General features: G+C 60.1%; 22 protein-coding genes and 2 pseudogenes. 8 read left to right on the top strand and 16 right to left on the bottom strand.

Going from position 1 to position 21,765, the window contains the following annotated elements:
- Positions 1–89: 89 nt before the first annotated feature.
- The 4 genes from AC04SH_RS23090 to AC04SH_RS23075 form a co-directional block, all read right to left on the bottom strand.
- Positions 90–947, bottom strand: coding sequence for a hypothetical protein (locus tag AC04SH_RS23090; protein ID WP_488576789.1), 858 nt, complete (start codon positions 945–947; stop codon positions 90–92).
- A 100-nt stretch (positions 948–1,047) separates the two neighbouring features.
- Entirely contained in the window at positions 1,048–2,073 is a 1,026-nt protein-coding gene (locus AC04SH_RS23085) for a CBASS cGAMP-activated phospholipase (protein WP_488576788.1), read from the bottom strand.
- Positions 2,063–2,572 (bottom strand): type II CBASS E2 protein, encoded by a 510-nt coding sequence (locus AC04SH_RS23080; RefSeq protein ID WP_488576787.1) that lies wholly within the window; start codon positions 2,570–2,572, stop codon positions 2,063–2,065. The genes AC04SH_RS23085 and AC04SH_RS23080 overlap by 11 nt, the downstream gene beginning before the upstream one ends.
- Positions 2,553–3,839 (bottom strand): nucleotidyltransferase domain-containing protein, encoded by a 1,287-nt coding sequence (locus AC04SH_RS23075; RefSeq protein WP_488576786.1) that lies wholly within the window; start codon positions 3,837–3,839, stop codon positions 2,553–2,555. The genes AC04SH_RS23080 and AC04SH_RS23075 overlap by 20 nt, the downstream gene beginning before the upstream one ends.
- A 150-nt stretch (positions 3,840–3,989) precedes the next feature.
- Here AC04SH_RS23075 and AC04SH_RS23070 point away from each other — a divergent pair, with 150 nt between their 5' ends.
- Together AC04SH_RS23070 and AC04SH_RS23065 are read left to right on the top strand one after the other, a co-directional pair.
- On the top strand, positions 3,990–4,343 hold the full coding sequence (locus AC04SH_RS23070; protein WP_488576785.1) for a helix-turn-helix domain-containing protein: 354 nt from the start codon (positions 3,990–3,992) through the stop codon (positions 4,341–4,343).
- On the top strand, positions 4,340–5,224 hold the full coding sequence (locus AC04SH_RS23065; protein WP_488576784.1) for an ImmA/IrrE family metallo-endopeptidase: 885 nt from the start codon (positions 4,340–4,342) through the stop codon (positions 5,222–5,224). Before AC04SH_RS23070 ends, AC04SH_RS23065 begins: the two co-directional genes overlap by 4 nt.
- A 230-nt stretch (positions 5,225–5,454) precedes the next feature.
- On the opposite strand, the gene AC04SH_RS23060 is transcribed toward AC04SH_RS23065, so the two are convergent.
- The gene (locus tag AC04SH_RS23060; RefSeq protein WP_488576783.1) at positions 5,455–6,042 is read right to left on the bottom strand and encodes a hypothetical protein; all 588 of its coding nucleotides are present in this window, start codon (positions 6,040–6,042) and stop codon (positions 5,455–5,457) included.
- A gap of 135 nt (positions 6,043–6,177) precedes the next feature.
- Here AC04SH_RS23060 and AC04SH_RS23055 point away from each other — a divergent pair, with 135 nt between their 5' ends.
- Positions 6,178–6,408, top strand: a complete 231-nt coding sequence (locus AC04SH_RS23055) for a helix-turn-helix domain-containing protein (protein WP_488576782.1) — start codon at positions 6,178–6,180, stop codon at positions 6,406–6,408.
- Here the strand turns inward: AC04SH_RS23055 and AC04SH_RS23050 are convergent.
- Entirely contained in the window at positions 6,399–6,602 is a 204-nt protein-coding gene (locus AC04SH_RS23050) for a helix-turn-helix transcriptional regulator (RefSeq protein WP_488576781.1), read from the bottom strand. The two genes, AC04SH_RS23055 and AC04SH_RS23050, sit on opposite strands and share 10 nt — an antisense overlap.
- A 127-nt stretch (positions 6,603–6,729) precedes the next feature.
- The gene (traA, locus tag AC04SH_RS23045; RefSeq protein WP_488576780.1) at positions 6,730–9,777 is read right to left on the bottom strand and encodes a Ti-type conjugative transfer relaxase TraA; all 3,048 of its coding nucleotides are present in this window, start codon (positions 9,775–9,777) and stop codon (positions 6,730–6,732) included.
- Positions 9,778–9,949: 172 nt separating this feature from the next.
- Here traA and AC04SH_RS23040 point away from each other — a divergent pair, with 172 nt between their 5' ends.
- From AC04SH_RS23040 to AC04SH_RS23030, 3 genes are all read left to right on the top strand, one after another.
- Positions 9,950–10,276: a conjugal transfer protein TraD gene (locus AC04SH_RS23040; RefSeq protein WP_488576779.1), complete on the top strand. Its 327-nt coding sequence runs from the start codon at positions 9,950–9,952 to the stop codon at positions 10,274–10,276.
- Position 10,277: 1 nt separating this feature from the next.
- Positions 10,278–10,526, top strand: coding sequence for a conjugal transfer protein TraD (locus AC04SH_RS23035; RefSeq protein ID WP_488576778.1), 249 nt, complete (start codon positions 10,278–10,280; stop codon positions 10,524–10,526).
- A 539-nt stretch (positions 10,527–11,065) separates the two neighbouring features.
- The gene (locus tag AC04SH_RS23030; RefSeq protein ID WP_488576777.1) at positions 11,066–11,590 is read left to right on the top strand and encodes a Ros/MucR family transcriptional regulator; all 525 of its coding nucleotides are present in this window, start codon (positions 11,066–11,068) and stop codon (positions 11,588–11,590) included.
- Between the two features lie 89 nt (positions 11,591–11,679).
- On the opposite strand, the gene AC04SH_RS23025 is transcribed toward AC04SH_RS23030, so the two are convergent.
- From AC04SH_RS23025 to AC04SH_RS23000, 6 genes and pseudogenes are all read right to left on the bottom strand, one after another.
- Positions 11,680–13,034 (bottom strand): IS3 family transposase gene (locus AC04SH_RS23025; RefSeq protein ID WP_488576776.1). Its coding sequence is split into 2 segments (ribosomal slippage): positions 11,680–12,555 and positions 12,558–13,034, totalling 1,353 coding nucleotides; the frame shifts between segments, so codons are not numbered across the junction.
- Between the two features lie 133 nt (positions 13,035–13,167).
- Positions 13,168–13,425 (bottom strand): annotated as a pseudogene (locus AC04SH_RS23020) (FAD-dependent oxidoreductase); the annotation flags it as partial.
- A pseudogene (locus AC04SH_RS23015) lies at positions 13,419–13,997 on the bottom strand (aminotransferase class I/II-fold pyridoxal phosphate-dependent enzyme); the annotation flags it as partial. The pseudogenes AC04SH_RS23015 and AC04SH_RS23020, both read right to left, overlap by 7 nt.
- A gap of 73 nt (positions 13,998–14,070) precedes the next feature.
- On the bottom strand, positions 14,071–14,859 hold the full coding sequence (locus AC04SH_RS23010; protein ID WP_488576775.1) for a protein NO VEIN domain-containing protein: 789 nt from the start codon (positions 14,857–14,859) through the stop codon (positions 14,071–14,073).
- A gap of 104 nt (positions 14,860–14,963) precedes the next feature.
- Positions 14,964–15,191, bottom strand: a complete 228-nt coding sequence (locus tag AC04SH_RS23005; protein ID WP_488576774.1) for a hypothetical protein — start codon at positions 15,189–15,191, stop codon at positions 14,964–14,966.
- A 707-nt stretch (positions 15,192–15,898) separates the two neighbouring features.
- Positions 15,899–18,262 carry a hypothetical protein gene (locus tag AC04SH_RS23000; protein ID WP_488576773.1) on the bottom strand — a complete coding sequence of 788 codons (2,364 nt, stop codon included), beginning with the start codon at positions 18,260–18,262 and terminating at the stop codon, positions 15,899–15,901.
- Positions 18,263–18,724: 462 nt separating this feature from the next.
- Here AC04SH_RS23000 and AC04SH_RS22995 point away from each other — a divergent pair, with 462 nt between their 5' ends.
- Together AC04SH_RS22995 and AC04SH_RS22990 are read left to right on the top strand one after the other, a co-directional pair.
- Complete coding sequence (locus AC04SH_RS22995; protein WP_224680432.1) at positions 18,725–19,183, top strand: Ros/MucR family transcriptional regulator; 459 nt, start codon at positions 18,725–18,727, stop codon at positions 19,181–19,183.
- 632 nt (positions 19,184–19,815) lie between these two features.
- Entirely contained in the window at positions 19,816–20,037 is a 222-nt protein-coding gene (locus tag AC04SH_RS22990; protein WP_224680431.1) for a helix-turn-helix domain-containing protein, read from the top strand.
- A gap of 391 nt (positions 20,038–20,428) precedes the next feature.
- Here the strand turns inward: AC04SH_RS22990 and AC04SH_RS22985 are convergent, their stop codons facing one another.
- Genes AC04SH_RS22985 through AC04SH_RS22975 form a run of 3 tightly spaced genes read right to left on the bottom strand, consistent with a single transcriptional unit; the run spans position 20,429 to position 21,536 of the window.
- Positions 20,429–20,572 (bottom strand): hypothetical protein, encoded by a 144-nt coding sequence (locus AC04SH_RS22985; RefSeq protein WP_488576772.1) that lies wholly within the window; start codon positions 20,570–20,572, stop codon positions 20,429–20,431.
- Between the two features lie 14 nt (positions 20,573–20,586).
- A complete protein-coding gene (locus AC04SH_RS22980) occupies positions 20,587–20,850 on the bottom strand; it encodes an FAD-dependent oxidoreductase (protein WP_488576771.1) in 264 nt (87 codons plus the stop codon).
- Positions 20,847–21,536, bottom strand: a complete 690-nt coding sequence (locus AC04SH_RS22975) for a VOC family protein (protein ID WP_488576770.1) — start codon at positions 21,534–21,536, stop codon at positions 20,847–20,849. The genes AC04SH_RS22980 and AC04SH_RS22975 overlap by 4 nt, the downstream gene beginning before the upstream one ends.
- Between the last annotated feature and the right edge of the window lie 229 nt (positions 21,537–21,765).

The following is a 21,765-nucleotide window of genomic DNA, read 5'->3' as shown; positions in this document are numbered from 1 at the left end:
ATTACTTATTGGCCGCAATAGTCGAAGGTGCCAGGCGCAGCCTTATGCTCACATGCACCGCGAGACTCTGCCGGTACCCTCGGCAGCTGTCAAGCGGTGAACCGCGCCGCTCTCAGCACCGGGATGGCGAGCGGCTGCAGCACGTCGACCGCCTTGCAATGACACCAGCGATGGCATGTTGGACATAAGACGGCAAAGCTCTCGGGTTTGCTCCAGCGCGGCCCTTTGCCCAGCGGATCGCGGTGATGGGCGTCGAACAAGGCGCCGCTTTCATCAGAAAAATCACAACCCTCGCAGACGATTTTGCCGCCGTTACGCGCCCGGTTCAGCTCCTTCACCGCTTTCGCGAGGTCACGGTCGCGCTCGGCCTGGCGCATTAGCTTCAGCACCTTCTGCCCTTCCGCCGAGCCCGCCGGAACGTTGGGATAGAGCGAGCCGTACATCTCAACTTTGCCTGGGTCCCGAAAGCCCGGCAGTGGAAGAACTTCCCAGCGGCGTGTCACCTCATGGTCACGAAGCGCCTCCCACAGCTGCGCCATGTAGGTTTCGTCACGGCGTACGCCGTCATAGGCATTGTTCAGGATGTTCTTGTCGGCAAACCCGAGGTCCTCGATCAGCAGCGGCTCGCCTTCGATGCGGTAGACTTCGGACAGCACCACCGCGACCGGCCACTGCGCCAGGCGCGCCATGAGATCAGGATCGCGGACGAAGGCTTTGGTCTCGCCAAAGACGCCCGTCACCCGCACGAGCTCCAGTACCCGACCCCGCAACTCCGCGCCGACTTCAGCGCCGCCGCCGATCGTGATCAGATAAGGCCGTTCAATCGCACGTTCTGCCGTCGCACGCGCCTGTTGAAAATGAGCAGCGTTCTTCTTCGCCTCATCACCACGCGAGCCAAAGCACATCACGGGTTCGGACGAGCGACCCCAGACCGCCTTCACCCCCATGATCTGATCGAGTGATCCTGTCACTTCTTCTAATGATGGCATTTTCTATTGTTCCGGTATGAATATTGGCAACTGGCACGTTCATGCCGCCAGCGCTGCCTTAAGTGTAGTGCCTTTCGCGGGGCAGAACCTCATCGATAAAAAATCGCTCAATGTCGCCCCTCAATTCTGAAAAATCGCGTCCCGCCAGCGCAGGAAGCCGCCGGAACGCGTCGTCATAGTCATCCATTTCGACAGTCGCATTATCACCCTGCGGCTCAATCCGCAGGCAACGCTCTGGCCCGAGAAGCAGCTTTACTTGGGCCGTGGCATTATCCGTTGTCAAAAACATTGCAGCCTTGATGATCTCTTTCCACGCCCATAGCCCGGCAAGAACGCCGGACCTGCTCAGCGAGAACGGTGCATTCCCGGTGCCAATGCTCAGCATTTCAATCTGATCGGGCGTCAGGTCATAGGCGGTCAACGCGTCGACAAGCGCCACCATCGCCGGATTATTCGCCCATACGCCGCCGTCGATAAAGATGCGGCCGCTTTCCTCGTGTTCGTGGCCCTTTAGGTAAGTCGGCGCCGCCGAAGTCGATCGGGCGACGCGCCACATCGGCGTGCGGTGATCGTTCCGAAAGTCTTCATGATGATCCGTCTTGAACACGGCAATCTCGGTCTTTGGCATCATGAAGGCAGGAACGACCATGCGCGGCCCGGCCTCGCCAAGCGTGTGATCTACGAACCGGTCCTTCAGAGCCTTCTCCAGCTCCTCGTGGCCAAGTTTTGGTTGCTGAGTCCACCCGACTGTCTGCCAGAACTTGCCCCACCGCCCTGTAGGCAATGCCGGAAAGATCTTCCGTCCGTCGTCATGATAGAACGACGTGATGTCGCTGGTGGAAATGCCAAGGCCAAGGCCGAGCGCAATGATGCCGCCCGTCGAGGTCCCGGCGATCATGTCGAAGTACCGTGCGAGAGGCTGACCGCGGGCAAGCTGCTCTTCGCAGTGACGCAGCAGCTCGGCGGTATAGATGCCCTTTATGCCGCCACCGTCGAGCGAGAGAATCTTGAAAGTTCGCCCTGAAGGCCATGGTTGGCGCCCCCGCCGTTTCGGCAGGCTGTTGGCACGGCGGTCAGTGAACATCGGCAAGCACCTCCTTCACCGCCTGCGCATCTCCTAAATGCATACGGGCGACGCTATCAGAGCCAACGCCCGGCGCCAGCCATTCGCCCGTCATATGCCAAAGTTCGTAGTAGGCCAGCCACTCGGCAGCCCAGTAGATCGTTGTTTCGGCGATAAGGTCCGCCGGTGTCCATTCCCTGCCTTCGGGATCGAAAAGGCACAAGCCTGATTGAATAGGCTCTTCAGCGTTGTAGATGAGATGCGGAATCTCGGCGAAGCTGCCCCCTTCGCGCGGCTTGATCGGCGGGTCGCTGACCATGACGTAAGGCAGAGACATCGCACCCGGTTTCCAAAACAGCAAAACGACATAGAGCTGCGCCTTCGGACGCAGCAGTCCCTGCCACCATAGCGTCCCGTCCGCCAGCTTTTCGCCGGAGAAGTCCGGCCACAGGCGCCGCATCCCCGCAAGCTGCGCCTCCGGCGATCTGCGTATGTTGCCCTTACTCGTCATGCGGGTCATCCAGCCGCATCGGGTGGAAGTTATGGCGCGGAACTTCCCGGAAGCGCTCGGGCGCGACGACAACGGCCGGAGCCTGGATCGAGCCGGAGCGCGGCGCCGCGAGGATCGGTGTCACCGTCGCGCGGCGGTCATGACGGGCGGCAAGGATCGCGCGCTGCTCGCGTCCGATACGCTCGCCGAAAAGCTCGTCAATAGCCTTGGCGATGTCGGCCAGCGGGGCTTGCGCCATCGCTTCCAGCTTCTCGGCCAGGTACTCTAGCTTCTCGGCAAAGACGCGCATGTCCGTCACACCTTCCGCGCCCTGACGCGGCCAGCGGTCATTGATCTTGTCGGCAGGATATGACGGGTTTTCTTCCGCCGGACGCGTGCCCGCCGCGATATGCCCGCGCATGATCTTTGCTGTCGAATCCGCGAGGGCGAACAGCTGCGCGCTGAGCCCCTGCGGGATGTATCCCAGATCACCTGCGCGTTTCGTCAGGTAGATGGTCGGCGGGCGGCTGAGCGTCGGCTTTTCGTAGCCGATGTTGAGGTTGCGCTTCAGGAGCTTCAGGGCGACGGCTTCCTGCGCGTCGATGGCGCTCGGGATCATCGGCGGCAGCGCGACCTGATCGGCCTTCATGACCACGAGGCGCTCCTGCTCATCGATGAATTGAAGGCGGCTGCGGGCCGCGGCTTCCCGGTGGCGGCCGAGCAGCTCGGCGAACGCGGCCTGACCGATGCCGACACGCCCGCGGAACCACCCGGTGAACCCCCAGGGGTTCGAGTCGACCCGGTATGAGGCGCCTTCGTCGGGCGAATGAAAAATCTGTCCAGCCCGGGGAACGGCCAATCGTCCGCTTCTGTCCATCATCGTCACGTCCATGTGCATGAAGGGGAAGCGCAACTGGACGCAGCGCGTGCAGCGGACAATTTCGGTTACACCGGGAAAGCCCTGGAGCGACTTCTCCAGTTCATCGAGAGCCTTATCGTTATCCCAGTCGGCGGGCACGTCGATTTCGACTATCGCGTCGACATCGAACCGGTCGTCGTCGGTGCCGCTGACGATGGTCGTGCTCGTGGCAATGGAGCCTTGCGCGTAGATAAGGCTGACCCCGTCAACGAGATAAGGCGCCAGCGTGCTGGCGCCGCGCTCGAGATGGCGCTTCAGTACACGATAGCGGTTTTCCGCGACCCGGCGGTCGCGAAGGCTGAGTTCGATAACGGCCGCAACATCAAGCAGCACTTCATCCAGGCCGGCGGTCTGGCGGAACGGGTCATGACAGGTCATCGGCAGCTCCTTTGGCTGGTGGCATGCCCCGTTTGGGAGCCGGAACGATGCCTAAATCATTTCTTGCGTATGTCGTCCTCGACATGGAAAATATGTCTGGATTTTACGACGCCGGGAAATTGGCGTCAACATTAACATGACGGAGCAGACATGGCCGATGAAGAAAGCCCCAGCGATATTTTCCGCGAAAGGCTGAAAAGTGCCCGCGAATTAAGGGGCTACAGTCAAGAGCAGCTGGGTAGCCGGGCAGGAATGCCCGCCAGTTCGATTGCTCATTTTGAGACGGGCCGAAAGCCTTCCTTCGACTCACTGCGCCGAATCGCCAACGCGCTTGAGATTACCACCGACTATTTATTGGGGCGCGTGGACAGTCCGGAACTCGCCCAGGCGGGCGATCCGCTCTTCAGGGACATAGGCAAGCTGACGGGCAATGACCGGGAGATAGCCAAAGATTTTCTCGAAATGCTGGCTAAACGAAACGCCAAAAAAGATCAGGCCCCGTGAGCAAGATATTCAGTCTGAAACTCGCCCGGCAGACGGCAGAAGCCTTTCTCAAGGAGGAAGGGCTTCTGAGCCTGCCTGTAGATCCCTTCGCGATCGCGGCGAGCCGCGACATTGTTGTCCAAGGGAAGCCGGAGAATACCGAAGGCGTCTCCGGGACGCTGCTCCGTCACGGCAACAATTTCGGCATCGTTTACGCCACGCACATCCAGAGCCCGGGGTTTCAGAGGTTCAGCATCAGCCACGAGCTGGGCCATTATTTCCTTCCCGGTCATGTCGATCAGGTGATCAAAAACGGCGTGCATGTTTCTCGTGCCGGATTTGCGACAAACGACCCCTATGAGCTGGAAGCAGACCATTTCGCCGCCGGACTGCTCATGCCGGAAAAGCCGTTCCGCGAAGCGCTCGACGGCTTCGGTCGCGGTCTCGAAGCGATCGACCAGATGGCCGACCTTTGCATTACATCCCGCACCGCCACAGCCATCCGGTATGCCGAGCTTTCGGACAGCGCGGTAGCTGTGATCGTCAGTACCCGCGGTGTCATCGACTACTGCTTCATGTCCGATGCCATGAAGTCGCTGCCCAAACTGGACTGGATTCGCAAAGGTACGCCCCTGCCATCAGGCACGGCGACCGCCGCGCTTGCCGCCGACCCGGACCGCGTCGTCGGGGGCGATCGTGCAGTTGACGAAGTCGACGTGCGGGATTGGCTCGGCGGCCCGACCCGCGCCAATGTTTCTGAAGAAGCGCTGGGTCTGGGAAGCTATGGCCGCGTGCTCACCGTCCTCACTTCCGGAACCATTGGCCAGGAGGGCGAGGCTGACGAGGATACCGACGACGAGGAAGCTCTAGTCGAAAGCTGGACGCCGCGCTTTCGCCGGTAAAGGCGACTTTGACGAATTCTTCCCAACCTACGGCCGCAATGGCCAGGTCGACGGCGGCGGTCACCTCAAGCAGGATCGGCTATGGTTTTGCCGTACTCTGGTGATGAGCGGAGCGGCTGCGGCGTCAGTGCCCAGTTTTGAACGGAAGTGGCGCACCGCGCGCGATTGGAACGCGTCATCCCTTCCCTTAGGAGGGCTCTAAGGGTCTTGCGATCAGGCTAAATGGTGCTTCATCCTAGAATGCATGATGCAGAGCCGCGCCCCAGATGAAGGCTGGCGGACTGCTTTTCCAGACCGACCAGATCGGTCGCTATCTCCTGATAAAGCCTACAGTCCGCCTGGACGACGGTTCGCTCAGGCCGTCCAAGCGGCAAGCTCCCGACGATTTTCTTCAAGTCTTTAAGGACCGATGCAATATGCGGCCAGGGAAAGTCTGTGGGATCGTCGATCTCGCGATCCGCGCCAGCGATAATTTCGAGCTTGGCGACGATGCCAAGAAGCGACTGCGCCTGTATGTGGGGGAGTTTGTCCTGAAGTTTTAAAGCCGCAGTCGTGGCCTCGACCTCCGCTTGGCAAGCGATCGAATAGCCGACCTTCTCATCTATCGCTTCGGAGTCTGAGGCGGCGAGAACGCGCCTCTCAAGGCGCTGCTGAAGTCGGCAAAGGACGTGCGAAACATGCTGTGCCCGCAGCCAGGCTCGTAGCAGCAGAATGGCGGCGTCTTCATCGTCGAAAGTTCCAGACACGCCTGCGGTCTGCCGCTGCCCTCGCCCGTGCGTGACGGAAGGCAAAGACGTGCTATTGTCGGAATCAGCCATGATCCGAGCTCCTGAACAGCTTTGGCGTGGCCAGGCCGGATTGGTGTTGCATCACCCATCCGGCCGCCAAGTGAAAGCGAGACTACACACAGTGCATAATCTAAGCAACCAAAATCACCATAATATGGTGATTTTATGAATCCGGTGCAGTGCCGCATGGCTCGGGCTGCATTAGGATGGGGTGTTTTAGACCTCTCAAAAGAAGCCAAAATATCGACCCAGACGATTGTTCGCTTCGAAAGAGGCGAAGCGTTGAAGCAATCGACTGTGGATCTGATAAGAAGCACGTTCGAAAGCGCCGGCATTGAATTCATTTCAGAGAATGGTGGCGGCCCTGGCGTTCGTCTGTCTCGCAATCAGAACTGACGCTCTTTTCGCCATGCAACAGGATCGGCGATCCATCGATTGACATCGGATTCCCGCCAACCCGCCCCGTTGATGCTTATCTTGATCTGAGCGGGGAACGTGCCTTCGGCGATCTTGCGATACAGGGTTGAGCGGGACAGGCCGGTACGGTTGAGAACGGTGATGAGGCGTATGATGCGATCCGGCTCGGACATGGCTCGCCTGCTTCTCATTGGTTGTTGCCGGTATCTGCTGGGACTACGGGGCGAACCAATGCTGGACGCAACTAGACTTCTCGCCTGACCCGCCTGTGGCGTGGAAATGGCGGCAAATGGGACGTGTTCAGATCCCAATGCCCCGCCCCCTACCGATGCCGTGGCTGAATGCGAGTTCAGCGCCGAGGCGCCGGCCAGAATCGCTATGGATGCCGAGTTCGCGCTTGCGGTTGGCAAGGAGGGATTCGAGCTGCGGATCGCGCTCGAGACTCTTAGCCATGTCGGACATTGCTGTGCGCGTTGATTTGTATCCGGGCATGTCGCCGGCCTGATAATGCTCCTGGCTTGTCCGGTGGAGCTTCTGCCAGCGTTCGACAAACCGGTCGGCGCGGCGGCCTGGATCGGCGTCCAGTCCGGTGCGGATTTCCGTCTCAAGCTGGAGAGCCAGCACTACGCGGTTGACCCGGCCGGCCGCCGCTTCCCGAACCAGCTCGGGATTCTTGACGTAGGCCGCTTCGGCATCGCGCCAGCCATGCGGCCGAACCTTCTCGAACGCACTGCGGGCATCCCTCAATTCGCGCACCTGCTCGGGACCACCCTGCCCGTCCGCATTTCCAGCACTGAGGATTGCGTCGATCGCGCGCGCGTGGCGCACAAGCGCCTTGGTGCGAGCGCTGCGCAACGCTGCTTCCTGGTCCACCGGCACATCGATGTCGCGCTGCGCTCCCCCGGCAGAAGCTTCTCGTTTAGGCGTGGCGCCGCCATCCCCGATCTGCCCTCCAACATTTTCCCTTCCCGGCCTGCGAGCACGTTCCTGGCCGGGCTCGGCGTCCACATGCGATCGCAACCCGTCCAGCAGCCCGCCGATCCTGTCGCGGAGCTTTTCCGGAACGATGCGGCGCACGATCTCGACCACACGCTCACGGAAGGTGATCCCGCGCCGCTCGGCATAGCTTTGGGCTGGGTCAATCTGCTCATAGTCGGAAGCCATGTCCTTGGCGCGGTCGCGCGACAGCGTGCGGACGAGCCGCTCGCGGGTCGCGAAGTCGTCGCTGCCGTAGTGCAGGTCCATCCCTTCTCGATGCCGCGACAAGGCAACGTAGCTGCCATGCGCATCCATGCCCGACGTCGCCAGCACGTGAGTCCGGTCGACAGTCATGCCCTGCGCCTTGTGGATGGTCGCAGCATAGCCATGGTCGATGTGGGCGTAGTCTTTCGGATCGAAGCGGACAGAACGACCGTCATCGGTGCGCACTCCCATGCTCTGTGTGTTGACTTCTTCCACGATGCCGAGAGTTCCGTTCTTGACGCCGAGTCCGCGCTCATTGCGCAGGAACATGATGCGGTCGCCGCAGGCGAAGGCCCTTGCACCTCGTTCGACATTCACCTGAACCTCGTCGCCGAGATCGCCAGCAGCGCGCATGCGCTCGCGTGCTGCCTGGTTGAGGGCGCGCACTTCGTCGTTCGTGTGGGTGAGAATGATCCGGCTTGCATCTGGCTCTGCCTGCCTGTCGCGATCCCAGCGCTCGACCAGATTGCTGCGCGCTTCGTCGCGCGTTGCAGCCTGATGCACCATGCCTTGCGCGTCGTAGGCGCTGATTGCGGCATCGATCCTGCCGGTTGCCAGATCGCGCGTGGCGTCACGCTGCCAGTCCTCGCGCTGCCGGCGCACCTGGCCGATTTCGACGCCGCCGTGTCGCTCGTGAATCGAGCGGAATGCAGCGCCGGCTTCGATTGCCTGTAGCTGCTGCGGATCGCCGACGAGGACGACTTTAGCGCCAACGTTGGCGGCATGGGAGAGCACGCGCTCCAACTGGCGCGTGCCGACCATGCCTGCCTCATCGATCACCAGGACATCACGCGCAGTGAGCAGATCGCGGCCCTGTCCCCAGCTATGCTCCATACTGGCGATGGTGCGTGACGAGATGCCTGATCCGCCTTCCAGGTTCTCGGCGGCAATGCCGGAAAGTGCGGCGCCTCGAACCTCGTAGCCCGCCGCAGCCCATGCCTGGCGCGCAACGCCCAGCATGGCGCTCTTGCCCGTTCCGGCAAAGCCGACAACGGTACCAAGACCGTGACCATCGGTGATGTGTGCAAGCGCATCGCGCTGTTCGCCCGAAAGGACAAGCCCGCCTTGCGCAGCCTGCGCCAGTGCTGCCTCGCGATGTGCGTTACTCACCGCGTGTCGCTCGTCCAACTCAATACGCTCTGCCGCGCGGTGAAGGCGCTGTTCGGTCTCGATCATCTGCCGGGTGGTGAACCGGTCTTCGCCCCGTCCGTCCTTGCCGAGTTCGACCAGATCGGGTGCGTTGCCGATCGCGCCCATCACCTGGTTGAACTGCTCGAGCCCATCGCTGTGCCGATGCGCGAACTTCGCAATGTCTTTTCGGGTGAAGGTCGATTGCTGATGCGTCATGGCATCGAGCGCCACGGATGGATCGGCAATGATGCGCGCACCATTGTTGCGCGCGATCTCGCGATGCAGTTCGGCGCGATCTGCTTCAATGCCGGCAGTGTCAAGCCCGCTGCCCTCAATGCGTTGAGCCGGCGCGCCAATCTGGGTCTGCGGCTCCAGGGCAATGCCCTGCGCTTCCAGACTGCGGTGATCGATGCGGGCGTCGATGTCGAGTTCGGCAAGGCGCTCATTGGCAAGCTCCGCCCATCGCTCGCGCCAGCGCTCGACCATCTGGGTAGCATTCCAGTCTCGAACCTTCGCGCCAAAACCGTTCTCATCGACCGACCGCATGGTGAGCATGACATGAGCATGCGGCTTGGGACTGCCATCCTCTGCCCTGTCCCAATGCACATTGAGGTCGGCGACCATGCCCTTGCTGACAAACTCGGCTTGAACGAAGTCGCGCGCCAGTTCGATGCCTTGCGCCTGGCTGAGTTCACGCGGGAGCGCAAACTCCACCTCGCGGGCAAGCTGCGCATCCTTGCGCGCCTCGAAAGCCTCGACATCGTTCCACAGCCGTTCGCGGTCGCTCCAGGGGTCTGGCGCATCCTCCGGCAACATCACCTCGGAATGGACGACGCCGCGCTTGGCCGAGAAGTCATGGCTGCGCTCGATGCGCTCGTCGCGCAACCGCGAAGCCGAGCGGTAGGCGGCCGACGCGACAGCGCTTGAGCCAGCCTTGCGGCCAATGACCTTGACGTGAAGATGATAGATCGCCATCGCGACCAGATCATTTGCACGTCAAAGCCCACGTCGGCACGACGTATAAGCGCGCCCTCCCTCGAAAAAATCTCGGGATGGACCAGCCCGTCCCGGGCTGTCTCGGCAACCCTGAAGCCTTCCGGCGGACGCTCGCCTATCATCGCCGCATCGACAATCGATGGAGACAGCCATGCGCAAACCACGGGACTTCGACGCCGAACTGAAGGCGCTGGAGGACAAAGCCCGAGAGCTCAAAACGCGAAAGGTTCAGCAACTTGGCGAGCTGGTGATCGCCACCGGCGCCGATCAGCTCAGCAGCGACGAACTTGCCGGCGCACTGGTCGCAATCGCTGAGACGAAAGACACCGCAAAGCGTGAGGCATGGGCCAAGCGTGGAGCGATGTTTTTCGAGAGCCGGTCCCGGCGAGTTGCTCCGGCATCTCAGCGCAACCCTCGCGGCGCTCCAGCGCAACCGGGCAGCTCGCAATCGCCGGCAAGCGGCTCTGGCTCGCAATGACATGCGCACGTGGCAGGTCGAGCGTCGCAAGCGCACGCGGCATCTGATCGAGCTCGGCGGACTCGTCGCGAAGGCAGGCATCGTTGATCTGACCAATGACGATCGCGCCATCATCTACGGCGCGATGCTCTGGATCGCCGCCAAGCTGCAGAGCGATGAAGGCGAGCACGTGCGAGACCTGTGGGCCGGGAGGGGAAAGCAGGCGTTCGATGGTGAACGGCGTGAAGAGCGGATGGGGCGCCGAACTTAGTCACAGTTGGCGCGAGCAGCGGCCGGCGCGAAGCCCGAACAGCAGACTTCGCCGGTGCGCCAACGCCGACGCCGCAGTCAAGCGCGTGCGCAAAAAGCTTTCGCGATCTTCTCCGCTACCGGCGACAATCTTCTGTCGCGAGGTCTTGATCCTGGTGATGAAGGGCGCAGGCTTGAGTAGGCGCAGCTTGTCAAAGCAGGCGCTGCCCTTTGAGCAAGATTCAAATGGCAGATCGTGTTCCCCTCGAAACCTCCCACGCCTCCGATGCGATCATGTGCACACTGCGCCTTGATAGAAACTCTATAGCCACGGCGCGAGCCAGCGGCGCTGCTCTGCACAGCTGGAACGGGCGGAAAAACTCCTCGCTTTAGATGAGATCGGCAAGGGCATCTCCGCCGATGGGACGACCGAAGCGAAACTTACTCTTGTCATGTTGCACAAGAGACGTGGATTTTACGAAGAAACGTACTATTTGCGTCGTGGGCAGGTCAGAAGATCAAACGTCTCTCAATTCATCCGATACAAAAAAGGGAAATTATATGACCACTGCTCTCGAACATGCCAACGCACTGGACACCGTGTCGATAACGGCTGACATTGTCGCGGCCTATGTATCGAACAATCCAGTACCGGTTGGCGAGTTGCCGAAACTAATCGGCGACATCCATGCCGCCCTGACTGGCATCGGCACGCCGGCAGTAGACCCTGTGGTCAAACAGGAACCGGCAGTTTCGATCAGGAAGTCGGTGAGGCCAGATTTCATCATCTGCCTGGAAGACGGAAAGAAATTCAAATCGCTGAAGCGGCATCTTCAGCACTTTGACCTGACCCCCGACCAATATCGTCAGAAGTGGAACCTGCCGGCCGACTATCCGATGGTGGCGCCTAACTATGCGGCGACCCGGTCGGCCCTGGCGAAATCGATTGGACTTGGGCGCAAAACGCCGGCGGCCACGTCCGCAGAAAAGCGGAAACCGGCCATACGGGCGGCGGCGGCAAGAACAACTGCTACGGCAATCAAGTCTCCGATGAAGAAGCCGCGCAAGACGACGGCCAAGGCTTGACGTGGGACGCCTGACGAGAGGTCGGCGCCGGCGGATCTGAACATAACGAAGCCCCGCCTTTGTGAACTGACCCCGTAAAATTGGACGGTTCATTGAAGTGGTAGGCTTAAGGGCTGGGTCCTGTATTGCACAGGGCTCAGCCCTTTCAGTTTCAGTTTGATGCGATGGTTATTGTAGTAGTCGATGTAGTCCTCGATGGCCTGGCTGAGGCTTTGGACAGTGTCGAAGCTGCCTGGATGGAAGAGTTCGGACTTGAGGATGGCAAAGAAGCTCTCCATGGGCGCGTTGTCGAGGCAGTTGCCTTTGCGTGACATGCTCTGTGCGAGGCCTCTGGCTTCCAGCCTGCGCTGGAACGCCGGCATCTGGTACTGCCATCCCTGATCGGAATGCAGGATCGGCGGTTCATCCTCATTGAGTCGGGCGAGGGCTTTGGTCAACATATTGTCCACCAGCTTGAACAGCGGCCGCCGCGCCGTCTCGAACGCGACGATCTCGCCATTGTAGAGGTCCATGACCGGGGACAGGTAGAGCTTGTCCCCGGCCAGGCTGAACTCCGTCACGTCGGTCACCCATTTGCGGTTGGCGCTGTCGGCGCTGAACTTGCGCTGCAACAGATCGGGAGCGGTCCGCCCAGCCTCGCCTCTGTAGGAACGATACTTCTTCGGCCTGACCAGCGACTTCAATCCCATCCCGGCCATCAGGCTCTGGACGGTCTTGTGGTTGACGCACCGGCCCAACCGGCGCAGTTGCGCAGTCACCCGGCGATAGCCATAACGACCCTTGTGGCTGTCGAAGATAGCCTTGATCGCCTCCTTCAACGCCGCATGGCGGTCCGGGCGCAAAGCCGCCTTTTGCCTGTAATAGAACGTGCTGCGCGGCAGCTTCGCCAGCTCGAGCAGCCCCGCAAGCGGATGCAACGGCCTTAACGCCTGGACGGCTTGCGCTTTTTGGGCGCGTGTTCCTGCGTTAAGGCCTCCAGTTTTTTTAGGTAGGCGTTCTCCATCCGCAGATGCTTCAGCTCGGCCAGCAGTTCTTCGCGGCTTTTGGCCTCGTCACTGGCTGCAACAGGCACTGCGGGGGCTGGCGGCTTCGACATGGGTCGTCCTCTGGGGCGCGGGCCGAGCGCCTCTATCCCGCCCGCATGATAGCGCTTCTCCCAGCCCGTCAGGCAACCGGCATTGCGGATATTGAACAACGCCGCCGTCTGGCGATACGACAGACCCTCATCCCACATCCGCTCAAGCACTGACAGCTTGAACGCCGCGTCGTAACGGCTGTACTTGCACGATAGCCCGGCATCGCCATGCGCCTGGTACAAAGCAACCCACTTGCGAACAGTCGCCGCGTCAACCCCATGGTTCGACGCCGCACCCGCATAGCTTTCATCCCCGCACAAATAGCTATCGACAACCGAGCGCTTGAAACCCGCACTGTGTCTGGACATGCAAAACCCCCGAAGGTTGTGTCCAACTTTCGGGGGTCAGTTCATTTGCAGTGGGGCTTCGTGCTTGTCGGATCACTCTACGGTGCGTCATGACCAGATCAGCGAGATTTCAGGTGAAAGCAAGCGCGGTGATCAGATCGTCCGGCATCAGCCACAAGCCGGCATTGATCAGCCCGACATTGCGGCCGGCACCGCCAAAGCCGATCTCACGGCTTTCCAACAAGACCACCCGGCGACCCGCCTCGGCGAGATGAAGGGCGCACGACACCCCCGTATAGCCGCCACCGACGACAACCACGTCGGCCGATACCTCCCCGTCAAGTGCTGTCGTTGCCGGCGCCTGGGGTGCGGTCGCTTCCCAGAGGCCGTGGGAACGGGAATTTTTCAGCATTGGTCTGCTCTTCCCACAAGGCAGGCGAAAGCTGCGGAAATGCGCTGGATCGCTTCCCCCAGTTCGGCTTCGGATGTCGCGTAGGAAAGGCGGAAGAATGGCGACAGGCCGAAAGCCGCACCCGGAACAACCGCGACATGAGCGTCTTCGAGCAGATAGTCGCAGAAATCACTGTCGGTTTCGATCCGTTTCCCGGCAGGCGTCATCCTGCCGATCAAGCCAGTGCAATCAGCAAAGGTATAGAAGGCGCCCTCCGGCACGCGCCAGTGGATGCCGTCGATGGCTTTCAGCCCAGAGACGACGAGGTCGCGGCGCTTGCGGAAGCTTTCGGTTCGAGGCTTGAGAAAATCCTGCCGCCCAGACAGCGCTTCGACAGTCGCCGCCTGGCTGACCGACGACGGGCAGGACGTGGACTGGCTCTGCACCACCGCCATCGCCTTAATCAGCTCACGCGATCCACCGGCGTAGCCGATCCGCCATCCGGTCATGGCATAGGCTTTAGAGACACCATTGACGGTCAGCGTCCGTGCCTTCAGGCGCGGCTCCAGAGAGACCGGCGTGACGAAACGAAAGCTATGGATCGAGGCCAAGGGACACTTGCACGCCGCCTACAGGAGTTTCGGCGCCAGTAGCTCCTTCGATTTTTCAGGCGCTCAGCTGGAAGCTGAAATCCGGCGGCACCGGTAGGGGGCTCGGTAACCACATGTCGGGGTGCGGTCGGAACTCTGCACTGTCGCTCCATCGGAACTCCGTAGTGTCCGCAGGAGCCAGTTTTGCAAGTGTCGCGCCAGGGAGTTCCCGGATGCCCGTAATGTTAGAGGCGCCGATCACGCCCTGCACAAAGGCAGATGATGAGATGGTTACCTGAACAACTTTCCACCGACCACCCATGCGCGCGGCAACGTCGAACTCGTGTCTCGACAGGAGAATTCGGTCAGCCGTAGTGGGCACGACCGTCTTGATCTCCAAGCCATAGCGGACCTGTTGCAAGTCATACTCGATGTCATACCCAAAGCGGTCAGAAACGCGTGATACGTGACGCCGCCGATAGTTGACTGCTCGTAGAGCGGCCATGACCATAAGCTCACCAGCATCCCCGATAAGCTTCAGGAACGCATCGTCCCCCACTGCGTATAGTTGTCGATGAGCAGCGACAATAATTGGCTCCAGATCAGGCCCGAGCCAAGAGAGCGTTTCCATGTCGTGGGCAGGGACGAACTCGACAACTAGCTTTTCATCGACCACGGCACCGCGCAGCCAATCTGGAGGCCGTCGAACAAGTAGAAGGCGAGCGATCGCCTTGAGCGTAGAAATGTCTGCAATTTGATCGAGACGCGCCAGTTCGGCACCGATCCGAACCGCTTCATCGATACGTGCAAGTCCGACGTCGATCAAGAGCTCGGCGGTGCGACCAAGGTCAAGAGAAGCTGCCATGTGCGTCGGTTTCTCAAGCGCCGCGCACCCAGCCCTCTACGCCGGCGCAGCGCCTCACGCGCGCACTGTAAGCCAGCAGGAAAGTAGCGTGGCACCTCCCTCTGCTAGGAAGATCGCGCATCGTAGCTTGCTGCAAAGTGAGCCGTGACGGCCGAAAAATCGTCTTGGAACGCCGGCGTACCGCCGCCGCCCTCGTCAGCCGCCGGAAGCGCAATCCGAACCAGTCCAGGATCATCCATCAGGCGTGCCAAAGCCTCGACCTTGTCAACTAGGCGCCCGTCCACGGTGTCGTCAATCGAACCCGAGCTCATGAGCAGGGTAAAACGCGTCAAGACGCCAGCCTTCAACCCCAGACGATGGATTCGATCCTGACTTTGGAGGAAGTGCCCTGCGTTAAATGTTCGGTCGAGGTAGACAGCGTGATGACACCAATGGTGCAAGCTCACGCCCTCCACAGGCGGCAGGATTCGCAAAGAGGACCGTACAGTTAGGGTCATGCCGGAAGCGATCGAACTCTTTTTCTCTCGTCAGTACATCGTCCGCGACCATTTCGTCTGACGGCACACCGCCATGTACCATCGCCGGTTGGTAATCTTTAAGACGTCGCGAAAGGGACTTCAGATTGCGAACAAAGCTGGACCAGACCAGAACTTTTTCGCCCCGCGTCGCTGCGTCTTTTACGATCTCTTCGACCCGTTGATAGATCACCCTCGTGTCACCGACCGTGTAGTCGCTGGCGCAGTGATATGCCCGTGCACCCGCGGTCCGTCCAATGTACGCACGCCAAGCTATACCGCGCCATCTAAACGCCTCTGGACAACCGGCAAGTCGTCTGGTGCGGCGCTTTGCGACGGAAGAAGAGTGTCCAGAAGTGCTGTCGGCGGCATCGTCGTGGGAACGAAAGAGAAGGGAGCAGAACTTTCGTGCGCGGTTTTTGCACACAACATCTCGCAACTAGCTGATTTCATCGACATATCAGCCCCCCACCACCACGATGGCCAAATCGACGGAGGCGCATAGTCGCCCTGCTTGATGCCTTTTAGGCCGCCTGCCAGACCTGATTCAAAATCCGCGCAGCAAGGGCAGCTTTGTCTTGCGGCAAAAAACGCCCGTAATGGTGCGCCACCATGTCGGGTGTATCCTGGATTGCGTAGCTGGCCTGCTCATATGACCCGGTCTGCTTCAGGATATGCGTTGCCAGCACGTCGCGAACATTGTGGGGGCCGTGAGGGAGAAGGCCGGCGATCGCGCCGCGTTGAGTATAGGGATTGTAGATGCCATATCGCTGGATGGTCAGGCGCCACGCCTCATAGAACGTGTTTCGATCGTATGCCGCATCCTTGCTCGTCACTTTCACCGTTTTGATAAAGAAGGTGCCGGGGTCTTCCGCTCCTCCAAGCAGGACACGGCGATGACGGTCGATGTACGCCTCGATGTGCTCGTACAGACCGCCCAAATTCGGAAGGACGAGCCTAAATGGCTTACTCCCGAAAAAGGAAGAATTCGCGTTCTTGAATGCGACTGAAGGAATAAGCACCTCCCAGCCCTTTTCACGTTCGCTCCAGCGAAGTTCACCGCGCTTCATTTCGGCTAGCTGACGCTCAGACCTGGGCAGTCTGCCGCGTTCACTGACCATCAGTTGACGCAGGTTCTTCTGTCGCAACCCAAGATGCAGCCCGAACCGAAGCATCAGGAACGAGCGGGCTGCTTCGGCGGCAGGACGCCGATGGAAGCGCTCATCCGGCATGAGCCGAAGAATCTCTTCAGTGATCTTTCGATACTCGCCGACTGGGCTATCGGCCTCCAGCACAGGCATGATTGGTTCAAAGGGATCACGATGCACACGCGCCACACGCTGAATTTCCTTCACGCGAGAGGTGGCGTGCCTGAAGTAGACATCGCAGGCGTCGTCCCAGTCCCCGCTCGCGCGATCAATGTCGGTCTGTGAAACCAGTCCATTGATGGGACGGATCCGCGACGCCAGATGAGGTTGCTGCCTGAGCCAGCCCGTGTCCTTGCGAGTGAGCGCGAGCGAAATTCGCAACATGTCCACCTCCCAGGCGGTGTAGAACCCGCGACGTCTCTCGCGCCATTGCACATACCAGTCCCACACAGACGGGAAGACGAGCAGACCAAAAGTCAAATGCTGCGTGGGAACGCCATAGCCGCGTACTGGTCCGCGCGGATGCGCGGCCAACGCACCGAACATCAAACCGAGATGCTCGACTTTCTGCGATGCGGTCTCCTCGCCCCAAACACCGTTGCGCTGTAGACCGAACGCAGTAAGTGTCGCAGTTTTGAAACGGATCAGATCCGCCATTTCCATCGCAAGCGCAGGTGGAGCGTCGATGACGCCGGACATCAGGTCGGGGTCAGTGAACTGTGCACCATCATCGTCCTGTTGCTCGCGCTGAACTCGATAGCCGTCATTTGCAACATCCGACTGACCATAGGTGATACCCGGGAAACGGATGGCGTAACGCTGTTTCAACGCGGCCGCCTGGAATCTCCGGTAGTCAGTTGATCCGCTGATAATTACGCGCCGAACCCATTCCAGAATCTCTTCCTGCTCCTCGGAACGTCGCGTGTTGAAGTCGTCAGGCAGGTGCCACGCAAGCCGACGGCGTTCAGCGGGGCCGATATCATCGAGAATGTGGCCTGAGGCGGAGCGTGTCTGAAGCGGGAGTCTCGCTTTAAAATACCCTGCTGAAAGACGATAACGACGCTCGATCCGCGCTAGCACTTCCATGCTCGCCACGCTGCGCGGCGATTTTGATCCCTGGAGCCAGTGACGAATTGTCGAGCGGTCTAGACTCTCGTCGTCTCGCACAACAGCACGATGAAGATGCCAACAGCTATCGCCATGGCGGCGCATCTGGAAATCCAACGCCGCCTGAAAGCTGGGGTGATCAGACGCTTCCTCGAAAAGTGGTGGTGGGAGCTCCTCGATAGCGCGCGGTGTCATGCCGGACTTTTGCCGGTCGAACGCTGCAGGCTCCCGCTCTGACCGCGCGAGCTTTTTTTGACGACTTGGAGCTGGCGCCTTCTCTGCCGGCGGTTGCGGACGTTCCCCCTCATGACGCTGCGGTTTAGTGTTGCGACGGCCGGCGATGGTCGCCCGCTTCGCCGCAGCTTTTGTATTTCGAGCGATCGCGTCCAATGCTGGTTCGATTGCGGTCCGGGCAGATCGAAGCGTTTCACCGTCGAGGTCGCAACAAATGCCGATTTCTTGCCAATCATAGCCGCGCAGTTTTCGCGGCGGTGTTTTAGCACAGGAGATCAGGTTGAGCAGAAACGCTCTGATGCGGGCACTTTCTTGAGGGGGAAGCAGTGGGTCGAGACGGATACGGCAGAAATCAGAGATTTTGCGGGAGAGCAGTCTGGTATGCGAAGTTTCAGTCATGCGGGCAAGCGATGGGGTTCGTCAGCATCGGTGGGAGGATTGCACGCACATACGCGATTCTTGTCGCTTGGAAGGACCAAAGCGCATGTGTCTTGCTGAAATTTCGAGCACGACTCGCCACCTCAAAGCACCACGCCAGACCTCCTCCGACTTAGCCCCGCAGTGAGGTTTTCATGTTCTGGCCTCACTCGCGAGCACGCGCAATTCGGCTGGTGCCGCATGGCAGAAAGTTCGAAAAGCTTCCAAGAACCCCAGCCAAACCGGAGGCTGGACAAGCAATTTCACTCCGCAAGCCTCATTCGCTCTACGGTAGGAACTACTTCGGAAATCAAAGGGTTGTCCGAAGACCTTACGAATTCTGCGTTGGTTCCACTTCAGTTCGATAGATCAGGCTTAGGACGACGGTTGCGCCGTTGATCATCAGCCCATAGAGAAGGGATAAATCAGGCAAAAGGACCACCAATGACCAACGAAACCTATACCCACTCTGCCGAACTAGCTGAGTTAACCGCCGACATTGTCTCAGCATATGTCAGCAACAATCCATTGCCGGTGTCTGGCTTGCCGGACGTGATAGCATCGGTTCATGCTTCGCTGTCCGGACTTGGCACGCCGATCCCGCCTGTCGCTGAGCCGCAAACTCCCGCGGTCAACCCAAAGAAGTCGGTGACGCCGGACTTCATTATCTGCCTCGAAGACGGCAAAAAGTTTAAATCACTGAAGCGGCATCTTAGCACGGACTTTGGCCTGACACCGGACACCTATCGCGCCAAATGGAACTTGCCGCACGACTATCCTATGACAGCTCCGAATTATGCCGCTCAACGCTCGCAACTGGCGAAGTCCATAGGACTTGGCCGCAAGGCGGGACCCGTCGCACCAGCCAAGAAGGCACCTGGGAGGCGGAAAGCCAAAGCGTAGTCCGCCACCACCTGACGCAACGGAAAGACTCAGCTATGTTTGGAGAGCGGCGGACCTGAAAAGGACCGTCTGGCCGGTGCCATTCGGGCAACCTCCCAGCGAGGGCGCCGGCCTTTTTCCTACCGGGCGGCAACTGATACTGTGATCGGGTCGCTTGGCGATGATCGACGACGGCCTCGGCTCCCAACTCGTGCCGTGGTCACCGAGCGTTCATCCTCTGACTATCCCGTCACTTCTAGATTGCGACATGGCGATGAGATTTCGAGAGTAGTCGCCTCGAGTTTCTTGCGCTCGACCCGCTCAGCCTTCTTGGCCGGCTCAAATTCGCCGAACGGCGTCTCCTCATCCAATTCGTCTCCGACATCAACCCAAGCACTAACGGGTCGAGGCGATGGGAACGGAGATCGCACCCCTCATTTTCCGGTTGGCCCGGGTCGAGCGACCTTGCCCACTCTGTGGGCAGTTGATCCGATTTCTATCCAGACATATCCCCTGCCTCTACTCCATCACTCAGCGGCTTTTCATCTCCGATGCACATACCTACCCATGGCCGCGCAACTGCATGACCAAGAGTTTGGGAGCGTGCTTGAGCCCGCTCCCATGTTCCCGACGTCGGACATTTGGGGAGCTTGATGGACAACAGGAAGTTTTTGACAGCTGAGGAAGTGTCGGAACGCTATCGCGGCACCATCTCTCTTGGAACGCTGCGAAATTGGCGAGCCAAGAGGATTGGACCGGCGTACGTCAAGCTTGGCAAAGCCGTGTTGTACCCAATTGAGGAACTGGAGACGTGGGATCAAAAGAATACAGTGGCGTGCCGTGCGTCAAATGCGAGTCAGCATGAACGGCGGTGAGTGAGCGTGGTTAGTGACGGAGGAGAATCCAATACCGCCCCCAGAAGCCGCTCCTCGCATTATCGAGTACAGAGATTTTTGCAATATCTTTCAACCAGTTAGCTAACGGCGAGAGGAAGCTGCACAACGATCCCGCTCCATACCCGTCGGGCATGCTGAATCACGCTGTGTCACCCTTTAATCAGAATTCGCTTTGAAATGCGTGACTTTAGCATCTCGTATGGCCAGCCGTGGAGCAGAGGACGACAGGCGCGCCGTCGACCGGCCCCAAATCGGCATACCGACGTTCAGCGATCCGGCGTTGACCTGTCTGGGCGAGCCGAACGATTTTGGGTAAGCCATTGTTATCGCTGTTGATTGTGCACCCTGGCGGCAGACGGCCGCCACTACGTCAAGCCGCAGCGGCTTCACCCCGCGGGAATTCGGCGGCGTGCAGTTTCACGAAGTCGTACATGCTTGTCGACGTTTTGCCGGTGAGTTTGACCAGGTCATCCGTCATGCGGTCATAGCGCCCCTGCACGTGAAGTTCGGCCATCACTGCGAGGTGGTTCAGGAGGTGCGTCGGCACTCCAAACCCGCGAAGCGCATCCGTCGATACCGGAGAGCGGCACGTCGCGATAGCGGATCGCGCCGCGCACGGCCTCCCCCCGGGCGCAGCAGTGTGTTGGACGGGATGCAGGCCCAGTAGGAGCATTCGCCGCCGGCCAGTTCGGCCTCGACGAGCGCGACGCGTAGCCCGCCTTCTGCAAGCGCACCGGCGCAGTGCTCGCCCGGCGATCCGCCGATGATGATGACGTCGTAGCCACTGCTCATAAAGGCAGCTCCTTGCCGGCGTGCTCCGCCACCACGTACGCGGCATACCAGTCCGGCCAGTTCTCATCACGCTGGCCGCCCGTCCGCGCCTCGTGCTCGCCGTGCGCGGCCGACGCGCGTCGGAGTGCGGCCGCCAGCTCGGTCGACGAGGTGAATGTCGTGAGGTCCGCCGCACGCCCGGGCAATCGCGCGGTGACTTCCTGGAGCAGCCAGCCGTTGCCGTCCGGATCACTGAACGAGGCGTACGAGTGGTAGCTGCGGTGCTCAGGATCCGGGCCTCTGATCCGGGCTCGCCCAAACAGGTAAGGCTCGTCTGTACCCGTGTACACGCCGCCCGCGTCGTGAAAAACCTCGCTGATGTTGACGTCGCGATCAAGCAGCTCGTTGCGGGCGGCCTCTATGTCAGAGACGATCAGGTACTGTCCCTGAGCGGAGCCGGGTGCTGCCGCGGTGACGTTCTTGCCGAAAATGACCGAGCAGCCGGAGCCAGGCGGCGTGAACTGGATCACGCGCCAGTCGTCACCGGCAGCGAAGTCGGCGTCGAGCCTCCACCCCAAGCCGCCGTAAAAGCTCTTGGCGCGATCGACGTCCGAAACAGGGATGACCACGATCTCGAACTTCATGTCGAGCGTCCGCGCCTTCGGGGTCTCGATTGCAGTTTCGCTGCGCCCATGAGTACTGCTCATGTTGATCTCCTTGGGATTGAGTGTCTTTAGAGTGGCAACACATGATAAAGCTAGCGAATTACAGCAGGTGAACTCAGTTGAATCAATTATGCTATGGTATTGCTCGTCTTGCTGTATATTTATTCGTCCACCGGTCGTTCATCACGAGACGAGTTGCTGGCTGCCGTCGATGTAGTACGTGGCGCCAGTCGGGGCAGTGTGGCTCAAGATGTGACAACAATGAGAAGAA

The organism is Mesorhizobium sp. CNPSo 4688 (genome assembly GCF_057784295.1).
Note: the sequence above shows the minus strand (reverse complement) of the source record. Positions and strands in the feature narration are given on the sequence as shown.

What these genes read in the sequence shown, in the direction of transcription:
- AC04SH_RS23090 (WP_488576789.1), bottom strand. Translation starts at nt 947, where the DNA reads ATGGGGGTGAAGGCGGTCTGGGGTCGCTCGTCCGAACCCGTGATGTGC.
- AC04SH_RS23085 (WP_488576788.1), bottom strand. Translation starts at nt 2,073, where the DNA reads ATGTTCACTGACCGCCGTGCCAACAGCCTGCCGAAACGGCGGGGGCGC.
- AC04SH_RS23080 (WP_488576787.1), bottom strand. Translation starts at nt 2,572, where the DNA reads ATGACCCGCATGACGAGTAAGGGCAACATACGCAGATCGCCGGAGGCG.
- AC04SH_RS23075 (WP_488576786.1), bottom strand. Translation starts at nt 3,839, where the DNA reads ATGACCTGTCATGACCCGTTCCGCCAGACCGCCGGCCTGGATGAAGTG.
- AC04SH_RS23070 (WP_488576785.1), top strand. Translation starts at nt 3,990, where the DNA reads ATGGCCGATGAAGAAAGCCCCAGCGATATTTTCCGCGAAAGGCTGAAA.
- AC04SH_RS23060 (WP_488576783.1), bottom strand. Translation starts at nt 6,042, where the DNA reads ATGGCTGATTCCGACAATAGCACGTCTTTGCCTTCCGTCACGCACGGG.
- AC04SH_RS23055 (WP_488576782.1), top strand. Translation starts at nt 6,178, where the DNA reads ATGAATCCGGTGCAGTGCCGCATGGCTCGGGCTGCATTAGGATGGGGT.
- AC04SH_RS23050 (WP_488576781.1), bottom strand. Translation starts at nt 6,602, where the DNA reads ATGTCCGAGCCGGATCGCATCATACGCCTCATCACCGTTCTCAACCGT.
- traA (WP_488576780.1), bottom strand. Translation starts at nt 9,777, where the DNA reads ATGGCGATCTATCATCTTCACGTCAAGGTCATTGGCCGCAAGGCTGGC.
- AC04SH_RS23040 (WP_488576779.1), top strand. Translation starts at nt 9,950, where the DNA reads ATGCGCAAACCACGGGACTTCGACGCCGAACTGAAGGCGCTGGAGGAC.
- AC04SH_RS23035 (WP_488576778.1), top strand. Translation starts at nt 10,278, where the DNA reads ATGCGCACGTGGCAGGTCGAGCGTCGCAAGCGCACGCGGCATCTGATC.
- AC04SH_RS23030 (WP_488576777.1), top strand. Translation starts at nt 11,066, where the DNA reads ATGACCACTGCTCTCGAACATGCCAACGCACTGGACACCGTGTCGATA.
- AC04SH_RS23010 (WP_488576775.1), bottom strand. Translation starts at nt 14,859, where the DNA reads ATGGCAGCTTCTCTTGACCTTGGTCGCACCGCCGAGCTCTTGATCGAC.
- AC04SH_RS23000 (WP_488576773.1), bottom strand. Translation starts at nt 18,262, where the DNA reads ATGACTGAAACTTCGCATACCAGACTGCTCTCCCGCAAAATCTCTGAT.
- AC04SH_RS22995 (WP_224680432.1), top strand. Translation starts at nt 18,725, where the DNA reads ATGACCAACGAAACCTATACCCACTCTGCCGAACTAGCTGAGTTAACC.
- AC04SH_RS22990 (WP_224680431.1), top strand. Translation starts at nt 19,816, where the DNA reads ATGGACAACAGGAAGTTTTTGACAGCTGAGGAAGTGTCGGAACGCTAT.
- AC04SH_RS22985 (WP_488576772.1), bottom strand. Translation starts at nt 20,572, where the DNA reads ATGGCCGAACTTCACGTGCAGGGGCGCTATGACCGCATGACGGATGAC.
- AC04SH_RS22980 (WP_488576771.1), bottom strand. Translation starts at nt 20,850, where the DNA reads ATGAGCAGTGGCTACGACGTCATCATCATCGGCGGATCGCCGGGCGAG.
- AC04SH_RS22975 (WP_488576770.1), bottom strand. Translation starts at nt 21,536, where the DNA reads ATGAGCAGTACTCATGGGCGCAGCGAAACTGCAATCGAGACCCCGAAG.